We start from the raw sequence: 13,425 nt of genomic DNA on the forward strand, positions 1-13,425 counted from the left end.
GCGGAAGTGGCGGGCGCCCGTGAAGACCATCGCAATACCATGCTCGTTGCAGGCCTGGATGCTCTCGTCATCGCGCTTGGAGCCGCCGGGCTGGATGATGCAGGTCACGCCGTGTGCGGCAAGCACGTCGACGTTGTCGCGGAACGGGAAGAACGCGTCGCTTGCGCAGGCAAAGCCGCCCTTCTCCACGCCCTCGCGCTCGCAGAAGTCCTCGGCGCGCTCGCAGGCAAGCAGCGCAGAGTCAACGCGGTTGGGCTGACCGGGGCCCATGCCAATGCCGGCCTTGCCCTTGGAGACCAGGATGGCGTTGGACTTGACGCCCTTGCAGACCTTCCAGGCAAACTCGAGCTCGGCCATCTCGGCATCGGTGGGCTTGCGGTCGGTGGGGAACGTAAAGGTCGCGGGGTCCTCGATCACGTGGTCGACCTCCTGCACCAGCATGCCGCCGTCGATGGAGCGCAGCTCCACCTTGGCGCCGTGGTCCACGCCGCCGGTAGCCAGCACGCGCAGGTTGGGGCGCTTGGCCATGCGCTCGAGCGCCTCGGCGGTGTAGCTCGGGGCGATGATAACCTCGACGAACTGCTTGTTCTGATCGGCAAAGTGCTCAACCAGCTCAAAGGGGACCTCGCGGTTGCAGGCGATGATGCCGCCGAAGGCGCTCTTGGGATCGCAGGCAAAGGCGCGGTCGTAAGCAGCCGTGATGTCCTCGGCAACGGCGGAGCCGCAGGGGTTCTGATGCTTGAGGATCACGCAGGCCGGCTCGTCGAACTCGCGCACCAGGTTCCAAGCGGCATCGGCGTCCAGATAGTTGTTGTAGCTGAGCGGCTTGCCTTGAATCTGCTCGGAGCCCACGAGCGGGAACTGCGAGCTCGCGGTGTTCTCGCAGCCCTCGGCAAAGCGGTAGACCGTAGCCTTCTGCTGAGGATTCTCACCATAGCGCAGGTCGTCGACCTTCTCCAACGAGATCTCGAGCTTGGCAGAGGTGTCCGCCACGTCGCTTGCCTGGGCGGCAAGCCAACGGGAGATAGCCGTGTCGTAGGCGGCGGTAGTCTGGTAGACCTTCACCTGCAGGCGACGACGGGTGGAAAGCGTGGTGCAGCCACCGGTCTCGCGCATCTCGGCCAGGACGGCATCATAGTCGGCCGGGTCGGAGATGACGGTAACGCTCGCGGCGTTCTTGGCGGCAGAGCGCAACATGGAGGGGCCACCGATGTCGATGTGCTCGATGGCATCCGCAAAGGTGACCTCGGGGTTGGCGACGGTCTTCTCGAACTCGTACAGGTTGACGACGACCAGGTCGATCAGCTTAATGCCGTGCTGGGCGGCCTCCTGCATGTGCTGCTCGGAATCGCGGCGGGCCAGCAGCGCGCCGTGAACCTTGGGGTGCAGGGTCTTAACGCGGCCGTCCATCATCTCGGGATAACCCGTGAACTCCTCGATGGGGGTTACGGGAACGCCCGCGTCCTCGATGGCACGAGCCGTGCCGCCCGTAGAGATGATCTCGACGCCAAAGTCATCGACCAGCGTCCGTGCGAAATCGACGACACCCGTCTTATCGGTAACCGAGATCAACGCGCGTGCGATCTTCACATCAGATCCCATGCAGTCCTCCTGTCTGATACGCCGCCGTGCTCTGTGAGTCGGTGATACGTCGATCTGCAGCGCTCGCGCAGCGGCATTGAAAATACTGATTCAATGTAGCGCATCGAGCGCGACGTTGCATCCCGCAACGCACGGCTGTGCGGAAAAAGTTTGCGAGCGGGGGGATGGGCACGGCACCGGGCACGGTGAGTTCATGGAACACAGGGGCACCATAATTAGATGCCAATGGCGTGGTAGAACTGTGCTCGATATGCATCCGCAAAAGAAAGAGGCACCATGGTCTCGCGGGTTCTCTACCGACCGTTTGATACCGAAGACTTCGACGCCATCGCGCTGATTCTGCAGCAGCTTTGGCATAACAATTCGGATAACGATGAGTACAACCGCCTCGAGGCCGCGTGCGACCTTGCCTACTGCCTTTCGTCGTCGACGTTTTCGCAGGTTGCGGTGATTGACGGTCAGGCGCGTGGCATTTCGCTCGCGCGTGCGGGACAGAGCTCCGGCGCCGTTAAGGAACACTGGATGGATACCGAACGCGCGCTGCTATCGCAGATGCGTGAGCTGGAGCCCGATGCCTGCGCCGAGTATCTCTCGTTTGTACGCGCAACCATCCGAACCAACAACCGTCTGCTCGAGAGCAGCCCGTTGCCGCACGACAACGAGGTCACGCTGCTTGCCGTGGATCGCGATGTCCATGGCCTGGGCGTTGGCACGGTTCTGCTCGATGCCGCAGTCTCGCACCTGTCCTCGCTTGGAGCGACGAGGGCGCACCTGTACACCGACTCCAACTGCTCGTGGAAGTTCTACGAGCTGCACGGCTTTAAGCGCACGGCCACGCACCGCGCCAACCGCGAAGAGCGCCGCCACGCCATGCCGCGCGAAAGCTTTCTCTACGAACTCGACCTAACAGCCTAAACCCGGCAGTTAGGGACGTTCCTCTTGTGCCGGCACTCCGGGACACCCCTTGGCAGCAACCACACCTAGTCATTGGGGACGTTCTTAAATGACTAGTCGCTGGGGACAGTCTTCGTAGGTAGCGCGTAAAAAGGGGATGGGCTTTCCCCGACGGCTGTCGAGAAAAGCCCATCCCATAATTTACGACCGTTAGAACGTTCCGCCGCCGCCTCCGCCGACGCCGCCGCCTCCGCCGCCCGAGAAGCCGCCACCACCGCCGCCACTCGAGCTATCGGAGCTCGAAGCCAACTCGCGGATGGTCTCGTGATACACATCGTTGAACGAATCGAGCGGAGACTCGTTGCCGTAGTGATGGTAATACCACCAGTAGCAGGGGTAGTTGTCGTAGAAATCGTCGCTGTTGCGCAGGTCCGCAGGCACGGCCTCGGCCAGCTGTCGCAGCACTTCTTTCGAAACGCCTAGGGCAACGCCCATCACCAGCAGCTTGTTCCACAGCACCAGATCGCCCGGAACGGCTTCCTTTAGGCGTGTGAAATCCTCGAGCCAATGCTTGAGCGCCTTGCAGCGAGCCGCCACCTCGGCGCCCTCCGGCGTGTAACGGCGGAAGGTGCAGCTCAGGACAAAGCCCACGATCGTGACGGGGATCGAAATCATAGCGGCACCGACGTTGGCGTCCGCAAAGTCGGTATAGAACAGAGAGCCCAAAATGCCAAAGACAATGATGATGCCGAGAACCAGGCCGGCCACCATCGCGATAGTGCCATCCGATGCGATAAACTCGCACTCCTCCAGCTTGCCCTTAACCGTGCTCTGATAGTCCTCGAGCTTGTCGCCAACAGATTCAGTACGCTCGCTGGCATACTCCTCCAGCTCGCTAAACGTGCGCGAACGGACGCCGTCTTTATCGGGCTTAACGCCAGCGAAGAAGACCTTGAGCACGTCGCGATCGATGCCGTCCTTCTTGGCAGCCTTCCAGGCCTCGTCGGTCACTGTGATGCGATACGTCTGCTCCTCTTTTTCGCGACGGAGCAGACCCTTCTTCTTGGTCTCGGTCGCTTCTTCCAGCTTGATCACGCGGTCGTCGGTCAGCTTCATCAGCGTGGCGATATATGCCTGATCGGGCACGTCGTTCCAGCTCATAAGAGTTGCAAGCACCGCGGGATGATCGGCGGAGGGCACATCGCGGAAGTACTCGTCCTGGAAGAGCGGCTTGGGCTTGGGCCTGCGCAGCTTGAGCATCACGATTACACCGGTATAGGCAACCGCCACAACAACACACACCACGGCAATCGCGCTGGCAACCGCACGCGCGTGCTCACGGCGGGCGTTAGCTTCGTCGGCCCATTCCTTCTCTTCGCTCAGGATCGTTGACATGCGCTCTTCGCCCGAAGCGGCAAGCTGCGGCACCCAGTCGCTAGGGAAGGCGATGCGTGCCTCGGCGAATTCGCCCTGGTGCACGCAGGGAATGGTATAGGTGACCATGGGCTCGTCCTCATCGAGCGACACGTCGCCCGTCAGCGGACCATGGCCCCATGCGCGGAAGTTATCGCCCTTGACGGCCGCCGTCCCGGCAGCGGCATTCGCGAAGCACACTTCCATCTCGACGTCATCGGAATCCGCAGACCAGCCGTCACCCACGAACTTCCAGTAGAGCTCGGCGGTATCGGCCCAGTTCATAACCGCACCGGTCATGGTGTAGCTCACGTAGTAGATTGCGCTGTCGCCGCTCTCGTGAGGGCTGAACACCTTAATCCTTACGCCGTCACCGGTCTGCTCGACCGTGTAGACGCCAGAGTCGCCCTTGTTCGCGCTATCGACTTTGTTAAACGCGGTGTCCTCTTCCTCGACACTCAGCACGTCGACGCCCGCCGTGCCGCCCTGCTGGTTGGAGCCCGTATTGATCTCCCAAAACACGCCGTTGATGTCGTCGTCGAAATCAAACTGGCGTCCCTCGACAACGGTCAGCGATCCATCGGCCTCGACCGTGGCACTGATGTAGGTTTGGGTCATGGAATACCCGTCGGCACGTGCAACGGCGGGCAACAGCAGCAGCGCGCACGCGACGAGCGCGCAAATGGAAGCAAATCGCGCAAACGGGCAGCGCTGCCGACAGGTCTTGGCAACGGGGGCGTTCATAGGCACATCCTTTGTCTGTGATACCAGTAGCGTCATTGTCCCACGTTTGCGGGTTCATGTGACGAACATCTAGGTCAGCGGAGTATCAAACGGGACGAAAGTCACGCCCGCGGCCGGCACCTGGGGACGTTCCTTATCTGCCGGCAATCTGGGACACTCCTTGGCATAGCCCGCTCCGGCAATAGATACCACTTCATAGCTCCGTCACAGGTGTAGCGGCTTTGTGTGGGCGCGGCGTGAGCCGATTAAGCCGGCGAGCGAGGGGCATAAAGCAGTTGAGCGAAAACGGTTTGCCCCTTTGCCGTTCGCTTGAGGATCATGTCCCCCTTTTCCGCGGAAACCCCGGCAGTTGCGAAGAGCTGCCGGGGTTTCTGTCGTTTGAGGGGTTGAAGGGGCTGAGCTTGGGGCGGTAATCGAGGTGTTGAGTCGGTGCCCGCCGCGCACAACACGCAGCCTCGGCAACTCGCGAGCATCGACGACGCCCCCTCACCTCACCCCGCGCTATACTCGTCCGCATGGATATCAACGCATGCAACATAGCGACACACGCCGCGGGCGCACCAGCAGCGGCCGCTCCCGCGCCCGTCGCGGGCCGCTTTGCCCCGTCGCCCTCGGGCCGCATGCACCTGGGCAACGTGTTCAGCTGCCTGTGTGCGTGGCTTTCGGCCCGCAGCCAGGGCGGCAGTATCGTGTTGCGCATCGAGGACCTGGACGATCGCTGCAAGCGTCCCGAACTTGCGGCCCAGTTGATCGACGACCTGGCCTGGCTGGGTCTCGAGTGGGACGAAGGCCCCTACTACCAGCACGATCGCCTGGACTTGTACGAGGACGCCCTGCACCAGCTGCAAGACGCCGGCCTCACCTATCCCTGCTTTTGCACGCGTGCCGAGCTCCACACCGCAAGCGCGCCGCACGCCAGCGACGGCACGCCCATCTACCGCGGCGCCTGCCGAGGCCTTTCTGCCGAGGAGGTTGCCCACCGCAGTGCCCTGCGCGCTCCGGCCACGCGCCTGCGCGTGCCCACCGTAGATGACCTCGCGGAAGACGTGATCGAATTCGTTGACCGCACGTACGGAGCCCAATGCGAGGCACTCGCCACCGAGTGCGGCGACTTTTTGGTGCGCCGCAGCGACGGCGTTTTTGCCTATCAGCTGGCCGTGGTGGTCGACGACGCTGCCATGGGCGTCACCGAGGTCGTGCGCGGATGCGACCTGCTTGGTTCCACGCCGCGCCAGATCTATCTGCAACATCTGCTGGGACTGCCCACACCGCGCTACGCGCACATTCCGCTGCTCATGTCGCCGGACGGCCGCCGCCTTTCCAAGCGCGATCGCGATCTGGACCTGAGCGAGCTCCGCACCCGCTTTGGCACACCCGAGGCACTGTTGGGATGGCTCGCCGGGCAAACAGGCATCGTGCCGGACACCACGCCGCGCTCTGCCGAGCAACTGGTCGAGCACTTTAGCTGGGACGTTATCCGCGCACACCGGGAGAACATCACTGTAACGGCCGAGTAGCCGCTCACTCCACCCCTACGCAACATCCCAGGGCTGGAGTTCGTCGCCCAGGCGAACGATGCAGTCGTAGAGCACGGTATGGCGCTCGGCCGGGTTGGCATCCCGATGGAAATGCCCGTAATACCAGCACTTGTAATCCAAGCGGTCTTCCAGCTCATCGAAAAATGCCGTAAGCCGATCAACGGCGGGGTAATTCCAGCCGGGTGCCGGATAAAGCGTGGGCGAAAGCATGCGCGTAGGGCAGGTGTGGGTGACCACGTAGTCGACCTTCCAACCCACGCTGTCGAGCTTTGCCCGCGCCTCCTCAAAGTTGCGCTCGTCCGGCAGTTCCTGCGGCCACCAGCTGGAATAGGGAATGCGGTATCCTTTGTCCACGCTCGTGGCGCCGCCCATGGTAAAGATCGTTGAGCCGTCGAGCTCAAAAACCTCGCCGCGCGTCAGGCGCCGTATGGGGGAGGTATCCGACAGACGCTGCGTCAGCCCACCGTGCCACAGCTCCATGGGACGCTCCGCCCAGTGATCGAAACGCTCGTGGTTGCCGTCGACGAACAGCACGGTATAGGGGCGCGACTCCAGCCAAGCGATGTCGGCACATTCCTCGGCAGAGAAATCCCAGGGAAAGCCAAAGTCGCCCGCGACAATCAGATAGTCGTCGCTCGTCAGGCTATCCCCAAGGTCCCAATCGCGCAGCTTTTGCATGTCGAGGCCGCCGTGAATATCGCCCGTCACATAGACCGTCATCGGATCACCACTTCCCTCTTATAGGCTTCGAGATCGCGCTCGACCTGTTCATCGTCCGTAACGTTGACCCACCACGGCCACTTAACGCACTGCACCAGCTCGTCTACCTGCGCAAACCATAACTTGAGCTCATCCAAACTTACCGGGGCGTAACCGTTGGCGTCCACGCCCACGTCATAGCGCAGCAGCCCCTGCCGAAGGTTGAACTTGTTATACGCGCCGCCGCAGCTATGGATATGCCCGTGCAGATGCCAGCTGCCGTGCGACATGCCCTGCCAGTCGACCATGGGATAGTGGCTCAGCACGATTTTCTGCCGATCGATTTTGAGCACGCAAATGGGCGGCTCGACGATAAAAGCATCCGCTACGGCAGGCTGCGTCCAGTCTTTGTCGTGGTTGCCGGGTAGCAGGTGGACGTGCTTACATACGATGCTTTTACGCAACTCGTAGGCCTCTTGGACCGTCATCTTAAAGCTGAAGTCGCCCAAAATGTAAAGCTCGTCGTCCGCAGCGACTTTGCTATTAATGCTCGCGACCATGGCGTCGTTCATCTGCGCAACATTCGACCAAGGCCTGTCGGCGAGACGCAGCATGTTCTCGTGTCCAAAGTGTGTATCGCTGGTAAACCAGATCACGGGGACCTCCTAACGCTGCGGGGCATCCATCCCTTAGGGCTTACCCTTCGTTCTTCCATCCAAACGGGTCAAACACCCAAAAAGCTAGATCGAGCACGCCGCCGGTCATCATGGCGCCGGCAAGAGCCATGCAAACGTGTAGAGAGCTGGCGCTTCGAAGCACGTCAAATGGCCCCAAAACAGCCAGCAGCGCGACCGCTGCACCGGCAAGGCACAGCGTGAGACACGGCCCCGCGTCCTTGACGCATTTCTTTGCGAGATGCTTGGTGTTGTCACTCATCGATTTCGAGCTCCTTAGAGGGTCGTTGTTCAGGTACGTGCCGTCGCGGCAGAGCAGGACGGCAGGTTAAGTGTCCCACGCCACGCGGACACAGCTGAAAGCCCTCGCTCAAATAACAGCGCGCCGCAGGATTCGTATCACCTGCGGCGCGCCGAAAATGGTCCGCTTTCCTCCATCCCCAACGGATCAGCTGAGTTGGTGCCGCCCGACGGAAAGGAAGAAGCCGGCGGCGTCACGAGCTGTGGCAATGTCGCTAGGCATAGGAAACAGACGCGCTCCAAACGCACTAAGCCCCAAGCCTACCCATTAAGAAATCGACTGCAGAAACGATTTTGATGCCGTCGATGTCGGTCGGATGGCTCCCCTGACGAACGACGACGATCTTCTCGTAACCGCCGGTAATCTTCTCGAGCGACCTGAGCTCAAATGGACGCAGCTCGCGCTTACGCGTCGCCTCCTCGTCAATCGACTCTGTGACCTGAATAAACTTACGATCCGAGCCGTCGCCTATCGCAACAAAGTCGATTTCGGCATCTCGAAGATGACCCGTGAAGACCTGGTATCCGTCATAGACAAGGCGATTGTAAACGGCATTTTCGAGAACACGTCCGCTGTCGCTGCCGCGATACCCATCCAAGAAGGCTCGAAGTCCCAGATCCTCAATGTAAAACTTGCCGCCGGTCTTCAAAATGTCCCGACCCTTAATATCAAATCGGCGCGCGTGCGAAAAGATATAGGTCTCCTCAAGGGCGGACACACAAGTGTCCACGACGCCGTGCGAGGATTTCGCCCCGTTCTCTGCCAGCGTTCCAACGATCTTATTAATTGATGTCGGGTTTGAAATGTTATCAGCCAAGTAGGAAGTGACGCGGTCGAGCACACTCCTGCTCGTCACCGACCGTCTACCCCGACGCGCCTCGCGAGCCAAAATGTCGCGCCCGACGATTGTTTGGTACGTGCTCCAGATATAGTCCTTCATTTCCTGCTCCGGCAGCTTTGAAGCAGCGAGAAACGGCAGGCCTCCAAACGTCAGATATCGGTCAAGAAGATCGTCGAGTGCAACAATATCCTCCCGACCAAAAACAGCGAGCCTATTCGTGACGTCAGTCGGACCAAGAAAGTCGACATATTCCGAAAAAGCGAGCGGGTGCATCCGAATCTCGACATACCTGCCCGAGATTAAGGTCGCGATCTCTGACGAGAGGAGAAAAGCATTCGAACCCGTAACATATATATCGCAGTCCCGGTCGACACGAAGTGCGTTAATCGCCTTCTCCCATCCGGCAACCTCCTGAAGCTCGTCGAAGAAGAGATAGCACCTCTTGCCCGCAGGCATTAGGCCGTCCACGTGGCGGTAAAGCTCTCGCCAATCACGCACGCCCTCCAGCTCAAATGACTCCATCTTAAAGGTCAAAAGACATTCGGATGGAACGCCGTTATCCTCCAGATGTTTGCGCATCATGTCCAGAAGCGTCGATTTGCCACAACGGCGCATACCCGTTACGACCTTGATGACATCCGTGTCACGGAAGGCGATTAACTTCTCGAGATATCGATTTCTGGGAACCATCCGTTTATCCATCGCTCGCCCCAATCTGCAAGTTTTTCTCACAGAATGACAAGAACTTGCGAATTTTGCAAGTTCTTGTCACGTAGCAACAAGAACCTGCAGAATTACATCAGAGCCATTATAAGTCGGGCTCAGTCAAAGCAGCGTCAAGGCGCAGAACAATGGTATGAGGCGAATCGTTCAAGAGTGCGTTGAACAATTTCATTCCCGCATTTTTGGAATGCCCATAAGATGCCCGTTTGACAGGAAGCGATCTGGGCCATCTTTGAGCAGAAACTCAAATGCTGGCGCGCCGCCTGCACTTATCGAGTTTCCCGCAACTGCTATAAATAGAAAGTTTATTTACATAGCGAGACACTCCTGGACGTTTGACTTTCATCCTGGTAGCCTGGATATCTAGAAGTTTCTGTTTGGAGAGGGTTAGCAGTGATTCCCGTTATTGACTTATTCGCGGGCCCGGGAGGCCTTGGGGAAGGCTTCTCATCACTTCGAGACGCTGAGAACAAGCCCGTGTTCCAAACAATCATGTCCATTGAACGTGACAAGCAGGCTCATCAGACCCTGAGGCTTCGTTCATATCTGCGCAAAATTGCAGAACCGGACGGAACATTGCCGAGAGTTTATCTCAGATACATGAAAAAGCATGACAATGAGACCTTCGACCAACTTATCCGCTACCGCCCAAAAGAATGGCAGGCTGCTTGCGAAGAAGCTTTATGCGACGAGCTCGTCGATGGAGACGACCGCTTGGTTAAACTCGGCGCCGAACGCGTGACAAGATGGTTTGAAGACCGTGATAGGGGTCCGCTAGTCCTTATTGGCGGACCTCCGTGCCAAGCATATTCGTTGGTGGGCAGATCGCGGCGCAAGCATGACATTACATTCGAAGAGGACCCGAAGCACACCCTCTACCGTTGCTACCTCTCGTTTATCAACGAGCTAAAGCCGGATGTCTTCGTTATGGAAAACGTCAAAGGACTTCTTTCTGCAAAGCACGAGGGCCATGGCGTTTTTAACCGCATATGCAAAGATATGGAAGAGGCGGGATACACTATCCATTCCCTCGTCACTGATGACCCCCATAATCCAAAAGATTACGTTGTCAAAGCCGAACAGTATGGAATCCCCCAGATGCGCCACAGGGTCATTCTCCTTGGTATTAAAAATGACACCGGAATCGAACCGAGCACGCTAACCAAAAAGCATGTTTGCACTCTTGGGTCAGCCCTTCGTGGGCTGCCTAAACTGCGAAGCGGATTCTCTGAACGCAACGAAAACTGGCGCGATATGAACTGGGCAGAGTACATAAACTCAGCGGCAAAAGAGTTGAAAGACAATGGCGAATGCAACGATCTTACAGACATCCTTGATAGGGTAATTTCACGCTACGCGCCAAAGTTAACCGCAAAGCACAAAGTTGATCCCGTCCACAATCGATATGAAGAATGGTATAGAGGAAGGCTCGGAAATAGCAAGGTCCTCACAAATCATGAGTCTCGCTCTCACTTGGCGAGCGATCTTGACCGTTATCTCTTTTGTGCGGCATATGCAGAAAAATACGGTACGCCCGCACGCCTTGAAGAATTCCCCGAGTCATTGCTTCCCAATCATAAGAACGTCCAGGCAGCAAAAACGACTGGTAACTATAAATTCAACGACCGTTTTCGTGTGCAAGTATGGGGAAGACCCTCTACGACCATCACCTCGCATATCGCCAAGGACGGACACTATTACATCCATCCGGATCCGTCGCAATGCAGGAGCCTTACCGTGAGAGAGGCCGCAAGACTTCAAACCTTCCCAGATGACTATCTGTTCGAAGGCAACAGAACGTCTCAGTACACTCAGGTGGGTAACGCGGTGCCGCCGCTACTTGCCCAGCAGATAGCGGCGGTAGTCGCAAAGGCACTTGGAAAAGAAGCCCACGGGTTTTACGAGAATCTTACAGACGATACTGACTGCTCTTAACACGGTAAGGACAGCCGACTCTGTGCAGCCGCTTCATCATGTTAATAAGTACAACGGACTGGCTCTCGGAGGGCACTTTGTTTGGCAAGGCACATGCATACTGCAAAATACCCCGTTCCTTCTCAGTTCCCTCGCCCTCTGCAAGGCACCAGTTAAGAACATTTTGCCAAAATCCGCTTCCCATCTCGCAAACCGCCGTCTGAGCTTCAATCCCATTCAGCGTTTTCTGGTTACGGGAGCCCTCTCGCTGAATGTCTTTCTCCTCATCGAGGTCAATAAGCTCGCCAAGCCACTCTTTGTCCCAATCAACCTTTTTTAACTTGATAGCCTCCCAGCATTTCTGTTGTTTTGCCCATTCAGAAATGTTTCGATAGCCCGTCGCGGGATGCATCAATACATCATGCGCAGCGTCAGATGCTTGCCCAAGCGCCCTCTCAAACGCTGGCGACAACGATTGTTGATTCCAAATGCCAAGAAAGTTAACGGCTTTTCCTAAAGCGGAAACTGCATTTGAAAGCACTCCCACCGCAAGGACTACATGCTGCGAGCGATAGCTGCCGGTTTCCCACCAATCACGCGCCTGCACAATCTTGCCTGTGCGATCGAATATAATTTTCTTGGCAATCAAATATTTGAAATAAGTCTCATTGAACTGACTCTCATCCTTATCCCAGGAGTCTTTAATTAGCCGAGCAAATTCAGAGAAGTTCTTCTGGGCACCGCGATTGACCAAGTAGGCCTTATTCGTCCAGACCATGAGATATTTTGCCAAATCCGTTTTCGTAAAAGTCTGCGTTTTAGGAAACTCAGCAACAAATTTACGCTTCTGCGCAGGCGTAAGATAAGCTTGCTTATCTCGATATGAGCCTCTTGCCCGCTCGTAGAACCATTTGGTTTGCGTGAAGCTATCTGCCCGCATGGGAGCAAGTATCCTTTGCGAGAACTCTTCGATCCTCACGTGATAAGGGTGGTTTGCAAAGAAGTCGGCTGAAGAAACCTTATTCTGGCTGTTTGCATATTCAGAGATCCTAGGCACCAGTTCGAGAGCCTCTTCCGGGCTGACAACACTAAGCTTCATTTGGACAAACACGCGGTCCAAACTTTTACCAGCCTTATATGCGGCATAAACCGATGCGGTTGTCTGGCCACCGTTAACTATCTGCAGGTTTTCTAGACGGTCAATTAAAAGCCCGTCTTCCCCGCTCTCCGTTGTAACGCTCTCTGCGGTCGCCGTGATACCGTTATTGAACGAGAAGAAAAGCTCGGGCTCATTCTCGAGAGTACGCTTTATACCCTTGTTGACATTGCTTCTCGCCTGAAGAAATACACGGACGTTTTGCTCAAGAAGTCGCGCTCCCCAACGATCGTAGATGCGCGCCAAATCGACACCCGGTATCGCAGCAAGGTAAACCTTGTTCTTGTCTTTCGGAGAGCTTGCGAGAAGGGCCCGAATCGGACCCGTCGGCAATTCGTTAAAGTCAATGAGCAGTCTCTCCCGCTCACGACCCGATTCAATAAGATTACCTATCCGTTCAAGATCCCAGACGTTGTAAACAACCTCTTTGCCAAGGACACTCCCCGTCTCTTTACCCGAAACCCTTTGGCTAAGTTTTTTGTTTGAAAGAAGATACAGATTAACTCGCTCGATTTCGTTCCAGCGAGCGTGAATTAAATCGGCGAGCCCAAACCCCGGATCCGTCGGCTCAAGAGATTCCCTAAATTGAGAATCCAATGCTTTGGTTACGAATTTCTCAAGCCGCCGAAAATCTGCCTCCATTTCAGAATTCGTTAATGTCAGCAAGCCAGTATCTTGGTTGAAGTCGAGGACAATGAGGCCAAGGACTTTTCTGCTTGACTCAAAAGGATCGCCACAGTAGCCATCAACCCTTATTCCAGTTCTCTGACAGAAGGCGGGGATGGCCTCATCGAATTCTCCCGCATCGCAAAGATAATCAGTGATGAGGTCAAAGAACGCATCGTTCTTATAGACTCCCTCTGAGTCCGCCTTATTCTTGACCTCTTGAAACAGTTCCTCCTGAAACGAAGTGGAATCTGTCATCT

10 protein-coding genes are annotated in these 13,425 nt (G+C 57.0%); 3 read left to right on the forward strand and 7 right to left on the reverse strand.

The annotated features are described in order from the left end of the window. A partial coding sequence (gene purH / locus DW037_RS06290) for a bifunctional phosphoribosylaminoimidazolecarboxamide formyltransferase/IMP cyclohydrolase (RefSeq protein ID WP_118373021.1) occupies window positions 1-1,602 on the reverse strand: 1,602 nt, incomplete at its 3' end. Between the two features lie 276 nt (window positions 1,603-1,878). Here purH and DW037_RS06295 point away from each other — a divergent pair. After that, the gene (locus DW037_RS06295; protein ID WP_117629947.1) at window positions 1,879-2,517 is read left to right on the forward strand and encodes a GNAT family N-acetyltransferase; all 639 of its coding nucleotides are present in this window, start codon (window positions 1,879-1,881) and stop codon (window positions 2,515-2,517) included. Between the two features lie 189 nt (window positions 2,518-2,706). Here DW037_RS06295 and DW037_RS06300 read toward each other — a convergent pair whose 3' ends face one another. After that, window positions 2,707-4,653, reverse strand: coding sequence for a DUF2207 domain-containing protein (locus tag DW037_RS06300; RefSeq protein WP_158551691.1), 1,947 nt, complete (start codon window positions 4,651-4,653; stop codon window positions 2,707-2,709). Between the two features lie 515 nt (window positions 4,654-5,168). Between DW037_RS06300 and gluQRS the strand changes: the two genes are divergently transcribed. Beyond that, window positions 5,169-6,170 (forward strand): tRNA glutamyl-Q(34) synthetase GluQRS, encoded by a 1,002-nt coding sequence (gene gluQRS, locus DW037_RS06305; RefSeq protein WP_117629949.1) that lies wholly within the window; start codon window positions 5,169-5,171, stop codon window positions 6,168-6,170. Window positions 6,171-6,185: 15 nt separating this feature from the next. On the opposite strand, the gene DW037_RS06310 is transcribed toward gluQRS, so the two are convergent. The 4 genes from DW037_RS06310 to DW037_RS06325 all read right to left on the reverse strand — a co-directional run bounded on the left by DW037_RS06310 (window position 6,186) and on the right by DW037_RS06325 (window position 9,408). Next, a complete protein-coding gene (locus DW037_RS06310) occupies window positions 6,186-6,911 on the reverse strand; it encodes a metallophosphoesterase (RefSeq protein WP_117629950.1) in 726 nt (241 codons plus the stop codon). Then, complete coding sequence (locus tag DW037_RS06315; protein ID WP_117629951.1) at window positions 6,908-7,546, reverse strand: metallophosphoesterase; 639 nt, start codon at window positions 7,544-7,546, stop codon at window positions 6,908-6,910. Before DW037_RS06315 ends, DW037_RS06310 begins: the two co-directional genes overlap by 4 nt. Window positions 7,547-7,586: 40 nt before the next feature. Next, window positions 7,587-7,826 carry a hypothetical protein gene (locus tag DW037_RS06320; RefSeq protein ID WP_117583597.1) on the reverse strand — a complete coding sequence of 80 codons (240 nt, stop codon included), beginning with the start codon at window positions 7,824-7,826 and terminating at the stop codon, window positions 7,587-7,589. A gap of 286 nt (window positions 7,827-8,112) precedes the next feature. Beyond that, window positions 8,113-9,408, reverse strand: a complete 1,296-nt coding sequence (locus DW037_RS06325) for an ATP-binding protein (RefSeq protein ID WP_233505714.1) — start codon at window positions 9,406-9,408, stop codon at window positions 8,113-8,115. Window positions 9,409-9,822: 414 nt separating this feature from the next. On the opposite strand from DW037_RS06325, the gene DW037_RS06330 reads away from it, so the two are divergent. Continuing rightward, window positions 9,823-11,364 (forward strand): DNA cytosine methyltransferase, encoded by a 1,542-nt coding sequence (locus tag DW037_RS06330; protein WP_117629953.1) that lies wholly within the window; start codon window positions 9,823-9,825, stop codon window positions 11,362-11,364. Here the strand turns inward: DW037_RS06330 and DW037_RS06335 are convergent. Beyond that, window positions 11,339-13,423 carry an AIPR family protein gene (locus DW037_RS06335; protein ID WP_117629954.1) on the reverse strand — a complete coding sequence of 695 codons (2,085 nt, stop codon included), beginning with the start codon at window positions 13,421-13,423 and terminating at the stop codon, window positions 11,339-11,341. The genes DW037_RS06330 and DW037_RS06335 overlap by 26 nt on opposite strands. Between the last annotated feature and the right edge of the window lie 2 nt (window positions 13,424-13,425).

Source organism: Collinsella sp. AF39-11AT (assembly GCF_003474585.1).
Lineage (GTDB): Bacteria > Actinomycetota > Coriobacteriia > Coriobacteriales > Coriobacteriaceae > Collinsella.